At 66.0% G+C, this 19,012-nt stretch carries 12 protein-coding genes; 5 read left to right on the forward strand and 7 right to left on the reverse strand.

Annotated elements, in window-relative coordinates:
* The first annotated feature begins 120 nt into the window (after positions 1–120).
* A complete protein-coding gene (locus ArtHe_RS09400) occupies positions 121–4,032 on the forward strand; it encodes an FtsK/SpoIIIE domain-containing protein (RefSeq protein ID WP_248316577.1) in 3,912 nt (1,303 codons plus the stop codon).
* Here ArtHe_RS09400 and ArtHe_RS09405 read toward each other — a convergent pair.
* Positions 4,029–4,454: a hypothetical protein gene (locus tag ArtHe_RS09405; protein WP_246168432.1), complete on the reverse strand. Its 426-nt coding sequence runs from the start codon at positions 4,452–4,454 to the stop codon at positions 4,029–4,031. The genes ArtHe_RS09400 and ArtHe_RS09405 overlap by 4 nt on opposite strands.
* 334 nt (positions 4,455–4,788) lie before the next feature.
* On the opposite strand from ArtHe_RS09405, the gene ArtHe_RS09410 reads away from it, so the two are divergent.
* The gene (locus tag ArtHe_RS09410) at positions 4,789–5,037 is read left to right on the forward strand and encodes a WhiB family transcriptional regulator (RefSeq protein ID WP_055239553.1); all 249 of its coding nucleotides are present in this window, start codon (positions 4,789–4,791) and stop codon (positions 5,035–5,037) included.
* A gap of 193 nt (positions 5,038–5,230) precedes the next feature.
* Here the strand turns inward: ArtHe_RS09410 and ArtHe_RS09415 are convergent, their stop codons facing one another.
* The 4 genes from ArtHe_RS09415 to ArtHe_RS09430 form a co-directional block, all read right to left on the reverse strand.
* Positions 5,231–6,712 carry a PAS domain-containing sensor histidine kinase gene (locus ArtHe_RS09415; RefSeq protein WP_066295615.1) on the reverse strand — a complete coding sequence of 494 codons (1,482 nt, stop codon included), beginning with the start codon at positions 6,710–6,712 and terminating at the stop codon, positions 5,231–5,233.
* A gap of 13 nt (positions 6,713–6,725) precedes the next feature.
* Positions 6,726–11,561 (reverse strand): NAD-glutamate dehydrogenase, encoded by a 4,836-nt coding sequence (locus ArtHe_RS09420; RefSeq protein ID WP_248316578.1) that lies wholly within the window; start codon positions 11,559–11,561, stop codon positions 6,726–6,728.
* An 88-nt stretch (positions 11,562–11,649) separates the two neighbouring features.
* On the reverse strand, positions 11,650–12,939 hold the full coding sequence (locus ArtHe_RS09425) for a chromosome partitioning protein (RefSeq protein ID WP_248316579.1): 1,290 nt from the start codon (positions 12,937–12,939) through the stop codon (positions 11,650–11,652).
* A 14-nt stretch (positions 12,940–12,953) separates the two neighbouring features.
* Positions 12,954–13,601: an SAF domain-containing protein gene (locus ArtHe_RS09430; protein WP_248316580.1), complete on the reverse strand. Its 648-nt coding sequence runs from the start codon at positions 13,599–13,601 to the stop codon at positions 12,954–12,956.
* A 185-nt stretch (positions 13,602–13,786) separates the two neighbouring features.
* Here ArtHe_RS09430 and ArtHe_RS09435 point away from each other — a divergent pair, with 185 nt between their 5' ends.
* Positions 13,787–14,071, forward strand: a complete 285-nt coding sequence (locus ArtHe_RS09435) for a helix-turn-helix domain-containing protein (RefSeq protein ID WP_248319734.1) — start codon at positions 13,787–13,789, stop codon at positions 14,069–14,071.
* Between the two features lie 26 nt (positions 14,072–14,097).
* Here the strand turns inward: ArtHe_RS09435 and ArtHe_RS09440 are convergent, their stop codons facing one another.
* Positions 14,098–14,649: a hypothetical protein gene (locus tag ArtHe_RS09440; protein WP_248316581.1), complete on the reverse strand. Its 552-nt coding sequence runs from the start codon at positions 14,647–14,649 to the stop codon at positions 14,098–14,100.
* Positions 14,650–14,887: 238 nt separating this feature from the next.
* Here ArtHe_RS09440 and ArtHe_RS09445 point away from each other — a divergent pair, with 238 nt between their 5' ends.
* Together ArtHe_RS09445 and ArtHe_RS09450 are read left to right on the forward strand one after the other, a co-directional pair.
* A complete protein-coding gene (locus ArtHe_RS09445) occupies positions 14,888–15,658 on the forward strand; it encodes a LysM domain-containing protein (protein WP_248316582.1) in 771 nt (256 codons plus the stop codon).
* Positions 15,659–15,681: 23 nt separating this feature from the next.
* Positions 15,682–16,242 (forward strand): Rv3235 family protein, encoded by a 561-nt coding sequence (locus tag ArtHe_RS09450; protein ID WP_248316583.1) that lies wholly within the window; start codon positions 15,682–15,684, stop codon positions 16,240–16,242.
* Positions 16,243–16,246: 4 nt separating this feature from the next.
* On the opposite strand, the gene secA is transcribed toward ArtHe_RS09450, so the two are convergent.
* Positions 16,247–19,000: a preprotein translocase subunit SecA gene (secA, locus tag ArtHe_RS09455; RefSeq protein WP_248316584.1), complete on the reverse strand. Its 2,754-nt coding sequence runs from the start codon at positions 18,998–19,000 to the stop codon at positions 16,247–16,249.
* Positions 19,001–19,012: the final 12 nt, after the last annotated feature.

The raw sequence follows: 19,012 nt of genomic DNA on the forward strand, positions 1-19,012 counted from the left end.
CATCCATCCTTGCCAATCGTGATCAGGAGGCGCAGCGTGGGCATTCATGCCATCCTTGTTCGGCCTCCCGCGAAGCGGTCGGGGCCTAGGGCAGGCAGCGGCCGCCAGAGCATACCCCTGGTGATTAATCCAACAGCAGTTTCCTCCGGCACGGACCTGGCTGCGGCACTGGAGCAGGCCTTCGGACCGGGCCCCTACACAGCCGATGGCCAACCGTTGGCGGCCTTGTCTGAGCCCATCGGGTCCCTCCCCAACGGGGTCGTGCTGGCCGGTCCGGGCCGGCCCCGTCCCACCGTGGATCCGGCGCTGGTTCTCGTGACCCACAGCGGCCCCGACGCCGGCAGGGTCATCGAGCTGCGCCGGGGCCGGTATCGGCTGGGCCGCCCCGGCCTGGTGCCATCTGCCGGGAGCACCCCTATTGAGCTCAGGGACCCGGCGCTTTCCCGCCTGCATGCCGAGCTGACCGTAGATGTGAGGGGTGTCCGGATCACCGATGCGGCCTCACAGAACGGCGTGTGGGTTGATGGACGCCGTATCAGCACGGCCGAACTCACCACAGAATCACTGGTGAGAACGGGGAACACGACGTTCCGGATCTGGGTCCCCGGTTCTGTTCCTCCGTCCGGGAGCGGGGCCGGTTCCGGTTCCGGTTCCGCCGGGCCGCTTACAGTGCCGGCTCAGCTGCCCGGCACCTTTAACCCCGGCCTGCTTACGGCCGCCGTGCTGGCTCTGGGGCTGGGCATTGTGCTGGCCATGACCACAGGCATGTGGATTTTTCTGGCGTTCTCGGCCCTCACTGCCCTCACTGCCCTCGGTGGGTTTGCGGGGTTCAGGCGCCGGCGGAGGCGGTTCCTTGCTGCGGTGTCGAGAACCGCGGCAGAGGACTCGGCCCGGCGGCGGCTCGCCTACCCCACTCCCGGGGAGCGGGCACTTGCAGCACTGCAGCCCAGCCTGCGGATGGCCCGGCTGCCCCAGGCCAGCACGCCCGGAGGCGCTGCCACCGAAGACAGCCTGCCCGCACCACCGGTTTCCGGGATTCATCTCGGAACCGGAGCACTGCCCGCCAATATCGTGCTGCCCTCACCTCGGGAGGAGTGGTTGCCTCCGCTGCTGGCCGACGTCCCCGTTATTCTCTCCCCCGTCGCCGGAGCCGAGATCCGGGTGGTGGGTCCGGCCGAAGAGACAATGGGAGCGCTGCGGTCTTCGCTGCTTCAGTTGGCCTCGCGCCATCCTGACCGCGCGGGTCCCGTGATTCTTTTGTGCCGCGATGTAAACCGCTTCATCTGCGATGCAAGACTGCTGCCAGGAGTCCAGCTTCTGACTTCTTCGGACGGCCCGGCAGCAGCCGCGGCCATCCAAGCGGCTGCAGGACAGAGTCCAGGCGCACCGGCGGTAGTGCTTGCGCCTCCCTCGGCCGCTGCGGACGCCGGCCTCCTGCGGGCAGGGCTGCCAGAGGTGGTCAGGGATTCGGTGGTTTTCCTGATCGGTATTGACCCGGATACGGCCGGCCGACCCCCAGCCCTCTCCGGGAGCGGCTCGATCTCAGTTCTGCTCTCCGAAGACAGCGGTGTGCTCCTGGCGGACGGTACTGAGCAGGCGTTTCGTCCAGACCTCATCGGACCCCAGGCCTTCCACCGCACAACCGCCCAGCTGGCCCGGTCACGGCTCGGCGGCGTCCAGCCTGCGCCCAGGGATCTATTCCCCGTCTCCAGCGGCGATATCGCTGCTTCTTGGGCCCGCGGCGGATCCCTGCAGGCAGCCATTGGGGACCACGGAACGGCAGCAGTGTCCCTTGACCTGCTGGCGGATGGTCCCCATTTCCTGATCGCCGGGACAACCGGCTCGGGCAAGTCCGAACTTCTGCGGACGTTTGTTGCCTCCCTGGCGGCTGCCGTCCCACCGACCCGGCTGAACTTTCTGCTCATCGATTTCAAGGGTGGCTCCGGGCTCACTCCCCTGGCCCGGCTGCCGCATACTGCCGGGCTCCTCACCGATCTCTCCGGAGAAAACGTCTCCCGCACGCTGGTTTCCCTCCGATCCGAGCTCAAACGCCGGGAGTCACTGCTGGCCGCAGTGGAGGCCAGTGACCTCGACGGATACAACTCCAGCGCACCCGCTTCGAAGACCGTTCCCCGTCTGGTTGTTGTTGTCGACGAATTCCGGATGCTGGCGGATGCCGTACCTACGGCGGTCGCCGAGCTGATGCGGATAGCCGTGCTGGGCCGGTCCCTTGGACTGCATCTTGTAATGGCCACTCAGCGGCCGCAGGGTGCGGTCACCGCGGACATCCGCGCCAATATTTCCACCTCGGTCTGCCTCCGCGTCCAGTCCGCCATGGAATCCCGCGACGTGGTGGGGTCTGACGATGCAGCGGACATCCCGGCGTCTGCCCCGGGAACGGCCATCCTGCGCAAAGCCGGCTCCCCGCCGTCCGCGCTGAAGGTACGGTCGACCGGCTCCGGCCCCGGTGGGCCACCGCCGCTGCTCCAGACGCTGGCCCAGTACCTCTCCTCTCCCAACAACCGGCGCGGAACCAGCTTCGGAAGGAGCCTCGACGAGCTGGTGGAGGCCGTGATTTCCGCGGCCGCCGTCACTGGCTGTCCAGCGGTGGCACAGCCACCCGTCCACCCTCCACTTCCCAACCGGCTCCCGTACCGGCCACGGTTTCAGGAAAGAGCAGGCACCGGCAGGTTGGTCCTGGGGCTGGCGGACCGGCCTGAACAACAGGAACAGGACCTGCTTCAGTGGAGCCCCCGCCGGTATTCGCACCTGGCTTTGGTGGGGCCGGCCGTTTCCGGTACGGAAACCACCACAGCCCTTCTTGCAGCCGAGCATCTTGCCGTCCTGCCTGACCGGCACCTTTATGTTCTCGATGGAGACGGTTCGCTGGCGTGGGCAGCGGGCCATGCACAGACGGGCGCCTATGTCCCGCCGCATGAGACGCTCAGAGCCGCCCGCGTCATTAGCGTCCTTGGCGGAGCTGTCCTCCAGCGTCTGGCCCACGGGCGGGACCGTCCGGGCGCCCCCAGCTCAAGCGGAATCACGCTCGTGGTTTCCGGCTGGGGCCGGTGGCAGGACGCTTTCCGATCCGGCCGGTTCCCGAACGCCGAAGATGAGCTGCTCGGCCTGGTCCGGGATGGCGAGGCTGCGGATATCTGCCTGGTGATCAACGGCAACAGGGAACTGCCGGGCGCACGGTTCTTCCAGCTGATCCCTAACCGGCTCTGGTTTCCCGCCGGCCTTGCGGACGACGCGCTCGTGGCCTGGCCCCGGATGCCGCCGATGGAGCCCCTTCCCGGCCGGGCCTTCGTGCAGGGACGGATCGGAGCCCCCGCAGGAGCGGTGGCGCAATGCGGGGAACCGCCCGTTTCCGTTGACCCCGTTCCGCTGCCCGCCGGGACCAGACCGCCGCAGCGTGTGGAGGCGTTGCCTGCCCAGGCCGTTTCGGAAGACCTCGCTCCAGGCTCCGGACCGGACCGGTTTCCCCTGGGACTGCACGGGGACGAACTGGAAACGGCCGAGGCCTATCTGCCGCCGGGCACCGCGTTTCTGATACTTGGTCCGCCCGGGTCAGGCCGGACGACGCTCCTGCGTCAATTCGAGTGCGGCGCAGGCCAGGCGATGGAGGTTCACCGTTTCGATCCAGCTGCCCTTTCGCCCGCACCGCAGACGGCGGGGACCGGTACGAACCGGCCGGGAGGCGGCGCCAGCAACTGCCTGGTTCTGGTCGACGACGCCGATCGGCTGCCCCAGGCAGCGCATGCCCGGTTGACGCAGCTTCTCGAGGACGGTGCCAGGCTGGTGCTGGCAGCGGTTCCCGGTTTCGGCCTGGCTTCCAGGCTGCCCGCGGCGGCACGGCTGCGGTCCGAGCCCAGAGGCGCAGTTCTCGCTCCGGAGCAGCCTTCTGACGCCGAGTTTTTTGGGGTTCGGTTGAACCTCCATGCCCCGCCACGTGCAGGGCGGGGCTACCTCGTTGCGGGAACACGGGTCACGGAGACCCAGTTCGCCCGCCCGGCGGAAGGCAGGTTTTAGTAGGTCTTGGGCTCCGCCTGCGTGCCGCTGGTCCAGGCGATCACCGGTTTGGTGAAAATCAGGAGAAGGACTGCGGCCGCGGGAATCAGCAGAGCCAGGCCGACCAGGACCACACCGCCCTGGAGGGTGGGCACGGCAATCACGATCATAAAGAGTTGCCACACCAAGGCCGCAGCCCGTGTCCAGCGCATGCCGCGGAAGAAGAAATGCCCCACTACCAGGAGCCAAACCGCGACCGCCACGATGAGGATGAGGCTGAAGATGGCACCGCCGAGGGACGTTGCCGTGGCCGTCAGGAGGTTGTACACATACCAGGCGGCGACACTCAGGAGGCCGACGGCTTCCAGGACGAGAACGATGGAAATCAGGATGACTGCTGCCGGACGGGACGCGGGAGCGGTGGAATCTTGGGGTCTTGACACACTGGCACACTACCGGACATAGTCGAGGGGCGGTGAGGCGGAACCCCCCAGCCAGCGGGCTTGACCCCTTCAGCGCAGTTCTCAGGACAGGGCCCGGTCAGCACCGCAGTTTCTCAGCCAGTTTGTCTGCTATTGCCTGAACCACGGATCCCTGTGACGCATCCCTCATCATTTCCGGCAGATTAACAGCTTGTTAACCCTTGTTTGCGTTTCCCTGTCGTGACACCCTTGTAGAGGGGATCAGGGGCCGGAACCGGCCCCTTTAGTTTGTGGTTGCTCGTGAATGTTTTCACAAACAAACGGAGTCAACTTTTCAGAGGAGATAGTGATTAGCATGGATTGGCGGAGCCGCGCAGCGTGTCTGGACAAGGATCCGGAGCTGTTCTTCCCTGTGGGAAACACCGGCCCGGCTCTTCTTCAGATTGAAGAGGCCAAGAGCGTATGCCGCCGGTGCCCGGTTATCGATACCTGCCTGCAGTGGGCCATCGAAACCGGTCAGGATGCCGGGGTCTGGGGTGGCATGAGTGAAGACGAGCGCCGTGCGCTGAAACGCCGTGCCGCAAGGGCACGCCGGGCTTCCTAAGGAAACCCGCCAAGGACCGCAGGGTTCTTGATCGAACCAAGAAGACTTCCTCAGGCGCCCCCGCCTGGGATACCCGAAGGGCCGCTGCCTCAGCAGCGGCCCTTCGTTGTTCCCTGATGTCCGCAGACCGGAATCTTCCCGCCGCACGGGTTCTTTCGGCAGCTGGAAAGGACCTCGGGTCAGGAAGCAGACCTCAACGGCGCCGGGCGCCGTCGAGGCCCATCTCGATCGTCACCTCGGTGCCTCCGCCGGGCCGGGGCGACCAGGCTATGGTTCCGGCGAGCTCGCTCTGGACCAGGGTCCGCACAATCTGCAGGCCAAGTCCTTCACTGCGCGGCTCCGCCGGAAGGCCAACGCCGTCGTCTGAGATGGTCACCGCTAGGGTCTCCTCGTTGTCCTCCGCCCGGCGCCGTTCGGCGCTGAGCCACACGGTTCCGCCTTCCCGTCCGGACAAGCCGTGTTCGACGGCGTTGGTCACCAGCTCGTTGATCACCAGTGCCAGCGGGGTGGCGAAGTCACTGGGCAGTTCCCCGAAGGTTCCCTGCCGTTCGGTCCGCACGCCCTGAGCCGGCGACGCCACCTCGGCCGACAGCCGGAACTGCCGGTCGATGAGCTCGTCGAAGTCCACGTTCTGGGTCAGGCCCTGGGACAGGGTTTCGTGCACCAGCGCGATGGTGGATACCCGCCGCATGGCCTGTGCGAGCCCGAGTTTCCCCTCTTCGCTTTCCATCCGGCGGGACTGCATCCGCAGCAGCGCAGCAACTGTCTGGAGGTTGTTCTTAACCCGGTGGTGGATCTCCCGGATCGTGGCATCCTTGGACACCAGCTCCATTTCCCGCCGCCGGAGCTCCGACACGTCGCGGCAGAGAACCAGCGCCCCAAACCGCTCCTTTTCATCGCGCAGGGGAATGGCCCGGAGCGACAGGCTGACGCCCCGCGACTCGATTTCCGTCCGCCACGGCATCCGGCCGGTCACGACCAGCGGCAGCGTCTCGTCGACCATCCGTCGGTCCTTGAGCAGCGCCGTCGTGATTTCGGCCAGGGGCCGGCCCTCGAGCGATTCCATGTCGCCGAGCCTGCGGAAGGCCGAGACGCCGTTGGGGCTGGCGTACTGCACCACTCCCTGGGCGTCGAGCCGGATAAGCCCGTCCCCCACCCGCGGCGCACCCCGGCGCGAACCGGTGGGCGTCGCGAAGTCCGGCCACAGTCCCAGGGTCCCCATCCGCAGCAGGTCATAGGCGCACTGGCGGTAGGTCAGTTCCAGCCGCGAGGGCATCCGCGAGCTGGAGAGGTCCATATGGGATGTCACGACGGCGAGCGTCCGGCCGTTGCGGACGAAGGGAATCGCTTCGACCCGCATGGCCGTGTCGGTGGTCCAGTTTGTCTCACTCGACCGCTCGATGGATTGGCTCTTCCACGCCGCATCGACCAGGGGCTGCAGGTCGCCCCGGATCCGCTCCCCCACAAAGTCGCTGTGGAAAACGGTGTGCGACGTCGACGGCCTGGCATGTGCCAGCGCGACGTAGCTGCCGTCGGGAAGCGGAAACCAGAGCGCCAGGTCGGCGAACGCGAGGTCCGCCACCAGCTGCCAGTCGCCCACCAGCAGGTGCAGCCACTCCGCGTCGCCGGGCGCGAAGTCGGCGTGTTCCTTGATCGGATCAGTAAAGATAGCCATGTTCCAAACTCCGTCAGCGCCTGACAATCGAGCGCAGCAGCCGCAGGGCGACCGACAGTGAAGCCATGTCATCCTGTTCCAGCTCGTTCACTTCGGCGAACATCTTTGTGGCCCGCTCAAGGTTCTCGGAGTTTTCACGCTCCCAGGCCTCCAGCCGTTCCACCGGATCCCCGCCAGCCATTGACGGTGTGGCCTGCAGCGCTGCCACGGTCATGTCCGCGACGGTTGAATACAGGTCGTCCCGAAGCGCTGCCCGGGCCAGTGCCTGCCAGCGGTCGCCGCGGGGCAGCTTCGTGATCCGCTCCAGCAGGTCGTCGATTCCGTAGCGGTCGTACACCGCGTAATAGACCGCGGCAATGTTTTCCACGGGCTCCTCGACCTGCCGGCTTGCCAATGCGACATCGAGCAGGCCGTAGCTCTCGAACTGCTCAGCCCAGTATGAGCCCAGTCCTTCCGGGAGATCCCAAGCCGCGGCCTTTTCCATCGCGGCTTCGACTCGTTCGCGGTCGCCTCCGCGCATAAAGCGCATCAGGTCCTTGCGCAGCGGTTCCACGATGGGCTTGAACGCTGTGATGTCCTCGTCGATGGTGCTGCCGCTGCCAACATGGTTCACGAACCAGCGCACGGCGCGGTCCAGCAGGCGCCGCATGTCGAGATGGATGGTGGTCCAGGTTTCCGTGGGGAAACTTGCCGGCAGCTCGCCCAGGGCAGCAACGACGTCGTCGATCGCGTAGATTTCCCGCAGTGCGCTGAAGGCGCGGGCAACTGTTGCTTCGCCGGCCGAGGTCTCCTCCATCACCCGGAAGGCGAAGGTGATGCCGCCGATGTTGATCATGTCATTGGCGACGATCGTGGAGATGATCTCCCGCCGCAGCGGGTGGCTGTCCAGCTGGTCTTCGAACCGTTCCACCAGCTGCTTGGGGAAGTACCTCCGCAGGGTGCCGCGGAAGTACGGGTCATCAGCCAGGTCCGAGGCAGTCAGTGCCCGGGTCAGTTCGATCTTGGCGTACGCGGCCAGGACAGCGAGCTCCGGTGCGGTGAGTCCCTGCCCCTCGGCCAGCCGTGCCCGCAGCTGCTCGTTGGTCGGCAGCGCCTCGAGCCGGCGGTCCAGGCCGGCCCGCTCTTCCAGCCAGTCCATCAGCCGTTCGAAGCTGGGGCTCCATTCCACAACGTGCTGCCGGTCGTTCAGCAGCAGCATGTTCTGGTCGATGTTGTCCTGGAGCACCAGCCTTCCGACTTCATCGGTCATGGAATGCAGGAACTCCGAGCGTTCCGACGGATCGAGGCGTCCGGCGGCAACCATCCGGTCCACGAAGATCTTGATGTTCACTTCGTGGTCGGAGCAGTCCACCCCGGCAGAGTTGTCGATCGCGTCGGTGTTGAGGATGACGCCTGCCAGTGCGGCCTCGATCCGCCCGCGCTGGGTCATGCCGAGATTTCCGCCCTCACCGATAACCTTGGCCCGGACGTCCCTGCCGTCAATGCGGATTCCGTCGTTGGCTTTGTCCCCGACGTCGGCATTCGTCTCAGCGGAGGACTTGATGTAGGTTCCGATTCCGCCGTTGTAGAGCAGGTCGACGGGTGCCTTCAGGATGGCGCGCAGCAGTTCCGGCGGGCTCAGCCGGGTAACTCCCTCGTCCAGTCCCAGGACCTCACGGACCTGGGCGCTGACCGGGATGGACTTGGCCTGGCGCGGGAACACCCCGCCGCCTTCGCTGATCAGTGATTCGTCGTAGTCCGCCCAGGAGGAACGCGGAAGCTCGAACAGCCGGCGCCGTTCAGCGTAGGAACGTGCAGCGTCCGGGTTGGGATCCAGGAAAACATGCCGGTGGTCGAACGCGGCCACGAGCCGGATGTGCTCCGAGAGCAGCATCCCGTTGCCGAACACGTCACCGCTCATGTCGCCCACGCCTGCCGCGGTGAAATCCTCGCTCTGGGTGTCGACCCCGAGTTCGCTGAAGTGCCGCTTGACCGATTCCCACGCGCCCCGGGCCGTGATTCCCATGGCCTTGTGGTCGTAGCCGATGGAGCCGCCGGAGGCGAATGCATCACCCAGCCAGAAACCGTACTCGGCGGAAAGCGCATTGGCGGTATCGGAGAAGGACGCTGTGCCCTTGTCGGCTGCGACGACCAGGTAGCTGTCGTCGCCGTCGTGCCGGACTACACGCTGCGGCGGAACAATCTGCTCGCCGTCCCCCGTCACCACCACGTTGTCCGTGATGTCCAGCAGGCCGCGGATGAAGGTGCGGTAACTTTCCTTGCCCTCTTCCATCCAGGCGCCGCGGTCCTCGGCCGGGTCGGGGAGCTGCTTGGCATAGAAGCCGCCCTTGGCCCCGGTCGGCACAATAACGGCGTTCTTGACGGTCTGTGCCTTGACCAGGCCCAGGATTTCCGTGCGGAAGTCCTCCCGCCGGTCGGACCAGCGCAGGCCGCCGCGGGCCACTTCGCCGAAGCGCAGATGGACGCCTTCCACCCGGGGCGAGTACACCCAGATTTCGTACTTGGGCCTCGGGAAGGGCGCCCCGTCGATGGATTCGGTGTCGAGTTTGCTGCTCACATAGGACTTGCCCTGGTAGAAGTTGGTCCGCAGTGTTGCCTCAATGAGGTTGGCGAACGTGCGCAGGACGCGGTCGGCATCCAGGGTGGGGACCTGTTCCAGGCCGGCGTCGAGCTCGGTCCGGGCCGCTTCGAGTTCACCGCTGCGGACGGAGTCGTCCGTGTCGGGATCGAACCGCGCCCTGAACAGCCGGACGAGTGCCGCCGTAACCCGCGGATTGGCCATCAGGGTGTCGGACATAAAGCCGTACGAGTTCGTGTTGCCCATCTGCCGCATGTACTTGGCGTAGCTGCGGAAAATCACCACCTGGCGCCAGCCAAGGTTCTGACCGAGGACCAACCGGTCGAATTCATCCGATTCGCTGGCGCCAGAGCTGCCCGCGTGGAAGGCCTCAGCAAGCAGGTTGCCGGTCTTCAGCGGATCCACTCCGGCGGGATACTCCAGGCCGAAGTCGTAGAGGAAAAGTTCGACGCCGTCCTGACGGCGGATCTCGAAGGGGCGCTCGTCGAGCACTTCGAGTCCGAGGTTGTGCAGGAAGGGCAGAATCTGGGTCAGGGACCGCGGTTCCAGCAGGTACAGCTTCAGGCGCGCATCGGCGCCGTCAGCGGAGCCGGTGGGGGTGTAGACAAACAGCTCCGGCGCGGTGTCCGGGTTCTGCAGCCGGTCCTCGAACCGGGCGATGTCTTCGAGGGCGTCCTCGACTTCATACCCAACGCGGTAGTCCATCGGAAACGCTTCGCCCCAGAGCGCAGACAGCTGCTCAGCCTGCTCGCGGTCGAACTTGCCGCGAAGCACCTCATTGATTCCTTCGGGCCAGGACCGTGTGGCACTGACCAGACGGCGCTCCAGAGCTGCGGCATCGACGTCGGCGATTTCCACGCCCTTGGGCAGGCGGATACGGAAGAAGAGCCTTGCGAGGGCGGATTCGGTGAGCCGCGCTTCGTAGTCGATCGACTCCGCGTTGAAGGTGGAGCGGAGTTCGTCCTGGATGCGCAGCCGGACCGAGGTGGTGTAGCGGTCACGGGGAAGGAACACCAGCGCCGACATAAAACGGCCGTAAACGTCAGGGCGGAGGAAGAGCCTGGTCCGGCGCCGTTCCTGCAGGCGCAGGATGCCCTGGGCGGTTTCCAGCAGGGCATCAACCTCGATCTGGAAGAGCTCGTCCCGCGGGAAGGTCTCCAGGATGGCAAGGAGGTCCTTGCCGGAGTGTGAATCCGCCGGGAAACCGGCACGGTGCATCACGGCCTTCACCTTGTCCCGCAGGATCGGGATCTTCCGGACGGACCCGGTGTAGGCCCCTGTGGCGAACAGTCCGATGAACCGGCGTTCCCCGTTGACGTTTCCCTGCGCGTCGAAGCGCTTGACGCCGATGTAGTCGAAGTAGGCCGCGCGGTGGACCGTCGAGCGCGAGTTCGCCTTGGTGATCACCAGTGCGCGCTTCTCCCGGGCCTTCGCCTTACCGGCAGCCGTCAGGTGCTGGACCTTGCCGGCTTCGGAACTGCGGCGGAGCAGTCCCAGGCCGGTGCCCGAGGAGGCACGGAGCACGTCCTCCCCGTTGTCCTCGATCAGATCGTATTCACGGTAGCCAAGGAACGTGAAGTTGCCGTTGTCCAGCCAGGTCAGGAGTTCGTGGGCCTGCTGCAGATCCGGGATTCCGGCGGCACCGGAGATCGAATCCAGCCCGCCGGCGATTTCGTGGACCTTCGAACGCATAGCGGCCCAGTCTCCAACGGCAACGCTGACGTCCGCGAGGACGCGTTCGAGCCCGTCGATCATGGTGGCCCGGCGGTCTGCATCGATCAGCCGGGGAACCTCGACGGCGATCCAGGACTCGATCCGCGCCGTCTGGTTGTCCCCGCCCAGCAGCCCCGAGATGTTCGGCAGCGCCGCCGTATCACCGCTCGAGACGCCGGCCGCCGAAGGCACCCGCTGCACCTGCTGCAGGGTATCGCTTTCCCGGTCCCGGACAGCGAGGAACGTCGGGTGGACCACCAGCCGGATGCCGCAGTTCTGCCGCACAATTTCGGCCGTTACGGAATCCACCAGGAACGGCATGTCATCGGTGACGATCAGGATGACGCTGGAGTCACCCTGGTCAAAGATATTTACGGCCGCTGTGCCTTCGGCGCGGGTCCAGGCCAGGTCCCGGTGCTGCTCTGCCCGCTCCCTGAGGACCTGCTGCGGGTACAGCTCGGCGTCCTCAGCCGCCAGATGCTCGTAGTAGTTCCCGATGAACTCCTCAAGGGAAGTACTCGAACTGGAAAGATCCGTGGTGTTGGACCCAGACGACATTTAATACGCCTCCGAAAATCGCCGCTTTGTCCGAACCGCCCCATTGCGGCCCGTTTGTAACGAGCCTATCTCGTTGACAAAGAAAAGTTCATTTTGTGCCCGCTCCCCGGCGCCGCCGGTTTCGCCGGCGCGCGCCCGCCGGGACGTTGGCCAGCGCCGCGATGGCTGTCCTAAGGGACGACGCCGGCGCAGCTTCCAGCAGGGCTGCGCCGGCAAGGAGGGCAGCGTCAGCGGCTTCCCAGTCAGCCGGAAGGAAAGCATCGATTTTCCCGGGACCGAACCGCTCCCAGGCCTGGTTGAGCTGGCGTTCGGGAACACGCCCGGCGGCCGAGCGCCGGACTTTGTTGAGCACCACCAGCGGCGACGCCCCCGGCACTGCAGCTTCCAGCTCCGTAAGGGCCCTGACCAGGCGCGGAACGCCGACGGGGTCGGCAGCCCCCACCGCATAAATGGTGTCGGCATGTTCCAGGGCAATCAGCGTTGCCGCGTTGCGCCGCGGCGCCATGGTGTCATAGCTCAGTTCTTCATCCGCTTCGACGCTGAATCCGCAGTCCACCACGGTAATGTCAGCTGCCGCGCGGGACTGTTCCAGCACCCGGGCCAGCGCGGTGCCGCGGATCTCAATCCAGCGGTCCGACCGGGTGATGCCGGTCAGGACCGTCATCCGCTCCCCTTTGATGTCCACTGAGACTCCGGAGCCGGTCAGCGACGCCGGGTCCAGCAATCCCTGGTCGGCCAGCCGGCAGGCCTGGGCCACCCCGGCGGATTCCTCGGTCAGGCCCAGGGCAGCGGCGATGCTTGGCGCATAGGTGTCCGCATCGATCAGGAGCACCCGGCTTCCTGCGGCGGCTGCTTCCGCCGCCAGGTTCAACGCGAGCGTGGTGCGGCCCGGTGCTCCGGCAGGGCCCCAGACAGCCACCACCGTACCCCGTGTGCCCGGGGGCGGTTCTCCTGGTACCGTTTCGGGTTCCGCCAGTTCCCACCGGCGAAGGGTCTCTGCCGGATCCGCCAGTGAGGACGCGCTGCCGCGGGCGGCAAAGATCTGCTCCTGCCCGGCCACTGCCTCTGCCACCAGTGCTGCAAGCGCGGTGGATTCCAGTGACCGGGGCACATGCTGGATCCCGAGCGTTTCCAGCCGTGCCTTGGACTCGTCGTCGTCCGCGAGGACAACCAGGGCCACCCCCGCCGCCGCGAGGCGTTCGGCCAGGCTTGCGGTCAGCTCCCCGGCGCCGTCGTCAATAACCGCGGCGCGCGCCATGCCGCTTTGGCAGGCGGCGATGAGCTCCGTGAGTTCCCCGCAGCGGCGGATAACGGTTACCGGCCCCTGCAGCCGCTCCAGGCCCTGGACCAGCTCGGCGGTACCGGTGCCTGAGGTCACGATGGGAATGCTGTTCATCCGGCTGAGGGATTCGGAACGACGGCGATTTTCGCCTGGTTGGACAGGGCACCAAGCAGCCCGGGCAGGTCCGCATCTTCGACGAGCACCAGCAGCCGGGTCGAGTCGGCTCCGGCAATAACCGATTCCGAGACCGAGAGCTCGGAGATTTCCGCGGCTTCCAGCAGGCGGCGGGGTTCGCTGAAGCCGTTTCGACCGTCCGGCAGCGATGCCCAGACATCGATCCGGTTTCCGGGCTTGATGCCCGAGGGCAGCGGTGTTTCGACGTCCAGTCCAAAGGGCTTCCGGTCCAGCCGGTCAGCTGTGGACAGATCGCCCCTCGCGATGAGTTCGCCTTTTCGGATGAGTCCGCCGGCCACTGTGTTTTCCGGCAACGGCTCATCTGCGGCCAGGTAGGCGCCGGCGACGCTGCCCAGCCGGACCGAAACCACGTCAAAGTCCGCCGCCTGCAGCGGTGTTCCCACGGGCAGGTCCCGCCCTGCGGCAAGTACCTCGGCAGTCTGGTCCTGGCTGGCCATCAGCGCGGTAATTCCTGCCACCGATCCGAGGACCAGCAGCAGTCCCAGGAGCAGCCGCGGGTCTCTCCACGACGGTTTCTTGAGGCGCGGGGCAGGCGCTGCGGGCGCTGCCGTCTTGAGACTCATATTTCCCCCTGTTTGTGCTCCCACTGGACACCCCGCGGAGTGTTGGACGCCATTGTGACGTGGAACGTGCAGGATGGGAACGGGTGGCGGTCCCAAATTGTGGATAACGTGCGCCGGGCTCCCGCTGCGGTGGCAGACTAGGGCAGCAGCGGCAGATTGCTGGAAAGGGTTCGATGGTGGGCACGATGATGGAGAAGCGGTTCCTCACCCTCGCCGATGTGGGCGAGGTCCTGAACATATCCTCGTCCCAGACGTATGCGCTGGTCCGGTCGGGGGAACTTCCCGCCATCCAGGTTGGTGGAAGAGGACAGTGGCGGGTGGAATCAGCCAAGCTGGAGGAGTACATAGCCGGCGCCTACCGTAAGGCCGCAGCTGCCAGGTCTGCATTGCCCGTGGATTCTGCATTGCCCGTGGATTCTGCCCTGCCCTTGGATTCTGCACAGCCGCTGGATGAAGCGGCCGATGCTTAGGAGCGCGTCTTTCCTCCGCCGGCCGCTCAGAGACGGGAGCTGACGACGGCGATCTCCCGCAGCGGAACCAGCGCAGCTGACGCCACGTTTTCCCGCCTGCGGACGGCTCCGGCCTCCAAGATGGCTATTTCGAGGAAGTCGCGGCCCACCCTGTCGATGCTGCCGTACACGGTCCCGGGCTGCGTTCCGCGCAGCTGCAGGTGAACGGGGTACCGGTCCCTGGCAAGACCCCGCAGCGCCGCCTGCAGACCGAGTTTCACCCTCCCCTCCGCGGGAACAGTGAACCGGTCCATGCCCTCCACCATCCTCACGGCGTCCAGCGGCACCAGATGCGTTCCGTCAGCGGCACTGAGCAGGAGCCAGCCCGAGCCCAGCTGGGCCAGAACGCCTGTCAGCGCTCCGGCGGGTGAGTCCAGATGTACCTTCAGCGTCCGGCCCACCTGGCCGCGCAGCCGTTCCGGTAACTCGATGGCGGCGGATTCGCCGCGCTGCCGGTCTGCGATTTCCGCTTCCCGGAAAGATTGCCCGGCGGCTGCCAGCTGCGCTTCCAAATCCGCGAACAACGCTTCCCATCTCATCGGGAAAGGCTAACCCAGGTTTTCGCTGTTCACTCTGGACAGTCCGGAAATACCTGTGTAGTAAAAGACACCAATTGGCCCCGAAAAAGGTCAAAGCGCACTAAACGACATCAAATAGCATCGCATGGCATCAAATCGGCCTATCGGTAACTTCGGCCCCCATCGGAACCAGCGGCAACTACGGCAGCGCGGCTAGCCGGCGACCCGCTTCAAAGCGGCGGAGGAAAGGGACACCACAGTGAGACGTCATCTCGAAGACCTGTTCCAGGCGGCCGGCGCAGCGCTGGCCGGACTGCTTCTGGTGTTCTCTGGTATCCAGCTGCGCTCCGGCGGGCTTCCGGGTGACGTGCGGCCCGCCTATTCGCTGGCAGATCTCCAGACGGCGGCCGGGTTGGCAGCCTCAGCCTTGGGCCTGCTGGTGCTGGGCTGGTGGATCCTGGGGCTCGCCGCAGCTTTCCTGTCCGCAGTCCTAGCGCGGTGGGGACGCGTCCGGGCAGCCCGGATCTTCGGGCTGCTCAGCCCTGGGTTTCTCCGCCGGCTTGCGGCTGCCTCCCTCGGCGTTCAGCTGATGGCGGTTCCAGTCCCTGCGGCGCTGGCCTCGGTCCCGGCGGCGGCCGGTCTGCAGGGCCCCGCAGCTGGCCAGGACCTCCGCACTGCCGCACAGGGCAGCGCGGTTGATCCCAGCTGGCAGCTGGAATCTGCCGGCGGCGGGGAAGAGTCCGCAGCCGTGGATCCTGCCTGGAAACCCGCTCCTGATCCGGTGTCCCCGTCCCTGCTCGTCCCGCCCGGGCTGCGTGCCGAACCTGCGGCCGGAACGAGGGTCACGGTGCTTGCGGGAGACACACTCTGGGATTTGGCCGCTGCCCAGCTTGGTCCCCTCGCGACTGCCGTGGAAGTCGCCGACCTGTGGCCCCAGTGGTACGAACTGAACCGGCAGGTGGTCGGCCCGGACCCCGACGTCCTGCTGCCCGGCCAGATCCTCGTGGTCCCGCCCCTGCCTGCAGGCTAAGCCTTTCGGAAAGGAACATGCCCGTGACAACCGTGATCATCCTTCCCGCGCCGGGAGAACGCCCCGCACACCAGGCTCAGGGTTTGGCCCGTGCCAGCGGCGAACCCCTGGCCGTCCCGCTTCCCCGGCCACCGGTGTTCGGCACCGTCCCGGGACAGGCCCCGCCCGTCGTTCCCCAGCAGCGGCCCGCGGAGGTCCGTCCCCTTCGCCCAGACCCCCTTCCTGCCGGCGCCAACTGGACCAGTTCACCGGATGACGACGCGCGGGTGGAGGCCATAGCGCGCGCTGTCACCATCGGAGCACTGGAGGTGCTGGCGGGAGTCCGTCCGCTGCAGCAGATGGTGCGGTGGCTCGACCTCGCGGAGTTCGAGCGGCTGCAGCTGCGGGCGAACCTGGTGCGCGGGCGCAGCGACCTGCGGCTGCACCGCAATGTCCGGGTGCTGCGGGTCCGGGTGTGCCCCGTTTCAGAGGGCATCTACGAGGCGGCGGTTGCCGCCGCCGAAACGGGCAGAGTCCGCGCTGCAGCTCTCCGTCTGGAGCTGCGGCGCGGACTCTGGAAGGTCACCGTGCTGGAATTCGGCTAGGAAGCTACTTCCGCTTTTTCTTCGCAGCGGACTTGGCGTCCTTGCGTGACGCGGCCTGTGAGCCGGGTGCCGTCCCGCTCTTCTTCGCGGGCGCAGTACGCTCGATCCGGGTTTCGACCTGCCCCTGGCTGTTCGGGGCAGAGAACTGCAGGCTCGCGGGCTGTTCAGGAGCGTCCAGGCCGACCGCCTTGATCACGGGCGCACCCACGATTCCCCGTGCGTCCTTGACTCCCTGCAGGGCTTCGGGAACAGCGGGCTGGCTGACCTGCACCTCAACGTTGAACAGGTACCGGATGCTCTCTTCGCGGATGGCTTCCATCATGGTCTGGAACATTATGAAGCCCTCGCGCTGGTACTCCACCAGGGGGTCGCGCTGCGCCATGGCGCGCAGGCCAATGCCCTCCTTGAGGTAGTCCATCTCGTAAAGGTGTTCCTGCCACTTACGGCCGATGACGGACAGGACGACCCGGCGTTCGAGTTCGCGCATCGCGTCGGAACCCAGTGCGTCTTCCCGGGCCTGGTAGGCCAGGCGGGCGTCGGAGAGGATTTCGTTGAGCAGGAAATCCCGGGCGAGATCCGATTTTCCGCCGGCCTCGTCAATGACCTCATCGATCGTCAGCCCCACAGGGTAGACGAGCTTGAGGTTCTTCCACAGGGTGTCGAGGTCCCAGTCATCCCCGTGGCCCTCGGCTGTGGCGTCGTTGACGATGGCCGTGATGACGTCCTCAAGGAAGAAGCCGATCTTCTCCTGCAGGTCGTCTCCTTCCAGGATCCGGCGCCGGTCACCGTAGATTGCTTCACGCTGGCGGTTCAGGACGTCGTCGTATTTCAGGACGTTCTTACGCTGTTCAGCGTTGCGTCCTTCCACCTGGCCCTGGGCGTTCTGGATGGCCTTGGACACCAGCTTCGATTCCAGCGCGACGTCGTCGGGCATGGAGGAGCTGTTCATGATCCGTTCCGCTGCGCCCGAGTTGAACAGGCGCATCAGGTCATCGGTCAGCGAGAGGTAGAACCGGGACTCGCCCGGATCCCCCTGGCGGCCGGACCGCCCGCGCAGCTGGTTGTCGATGCGGCGGGATTCGTGGCGTTCGGTGCCCAGCACATAGAGGCCGCCCAATGCGCGCACCTCGTCGTGTTCGGCGGCGACGGCGGCCTGCGCCTTCTCCAGTGCGGCGGGCCACGCGGCTTCGTACGCCTCGGGGTTCTCGGCCGGATCCAGTCCGCGGCTGTTGAGCTCGGCGACGGCGTTGAACTCGGCGTTGCCGCCAAGCATGATGTCGGTGCCGCGGCCGGCCATGTTCGTGGCGACGGTCACTGCGCCCTTGCGGCCGGCCTGCGCCACGATCGCTGCTTCACGGGCATGGTTCTTGGCGTTCAGCACTTCGTGCCGGATACCGGCCTTGGCCAGCTGCTTGGAGAGGTATTCGCTCTTTTCAACGCTGGTGGTGCCCACCAGGACCGGCTGGCCCGAGGCATGGCGCTCGGCGATGTCCTTGACGACGGCGTCGAACTTGGCGACCTCATTCTTGTAAATGAGGTCGGGCTGGTCCAGGCGTGCCATCGGCTTGTTCGTGGGGATGGGAACAACCCCGAGCTTGTAGGTGCCCATGAACTCGGCGGCCTCGGTCTCGGCGGTGCCGGTCATGCCGGAGAGTTTCTCGTACAGGCGGAAGTAGTTCTGCAGAGTGACCGTCGCCAGCGTCTGGTTTTCGGCCTTGATCTGCACCCCTTCCTTGGCTTCGATGGCCTGGTGCATGCCTTCGTTGTAGCGGCGTCCGGCTAGGATGCGTCCGGTGTGCTCGTCAACGATCAAGACCTCGCCGTTGAGGATGACGTAGTCCTTGTCCCGCTTGAACAGTTCCTTGGCCTTGATGGCGTTGTTCAGGAAGCCGATGAGCGGGGTGTTCGCTGCCTCGTACAGGTTGCTGATGCCCAGGTAGTCTTCGACCTTTTCGATCCCGGCTTCCAGGACGCCGACAGTGCGCTTCTTCTCGTCGACCTCGTAATCCGTGTCGAGGGACAGACGCTGGACAACCTTGGCGAACTCCGTGTACCAGCGGTTCACGTCGCCGCTGGCAGCACCGGAAATGATCAGCGGGGTCCGTGCTTCATCGATGAGGATGGAATCGACTTCGTCAACGATGGCGAAGTTGTGGCCGCGCTGGACAAGCTCGTTGGCGCTCCAGGCCATGTTGTCGCGGAGGTAATCGAAGCCGAATTCGTTGTTGGTGCCGTAGGTGATGTCAGCGGCGTACTGCTCGCGGCGCGTGGCCGGGTCCTGATTTGCCAGGATGCAGCCGGTGGACATACCCAGGAAGCGGAAGACGCGGCCCATGAGGTCCGACTGGTATTCGGCCAGGTAATCATTGACGGTCACGACGTGTACGCCGCGGCCGGTCAGCGCATTGAGGAAAGCCGGAGCGGTGGCGACCAGGGTCTTACCTTCACCGGTCTTCATTTCGGCGATGTTCCCCAGGTGCAGTGCTGCGCCGCCCATCATCTGCACGTCGAAGTGCCGCATTCCCAGGGTGCGGCCGGCCGCTTCGCGGACCAGGGCGAAGGACTCGGGCAGAAGGTCGTCGAGGGACTCACCGTCTGCGTGGCGTTCCTTGAGTTTGTCCGTCTCGGCGCGCAGGTCGGCGTCGCTCATGCCCTTGAACTCGTCCTCGAGCACGTTGATCGCGTCGGCGTAGATACGCAGGGTTTTCAGCGTTTTCTTGTCACCGGTGCGAAGAACTCGTTCGAGAAGTGATGCCACTGATTTGCTCCC

Origin of the sequence: Arthrobacter sp. Helios, assembly GCF_023167125.1 — a bacterium.
Lineage (GTDB): Bacteria > Actinomycetota > Actinomycetes > Actinomycetales > Micrococcaceae > Arthrobacter_B > Arthrobacter_B luteolus.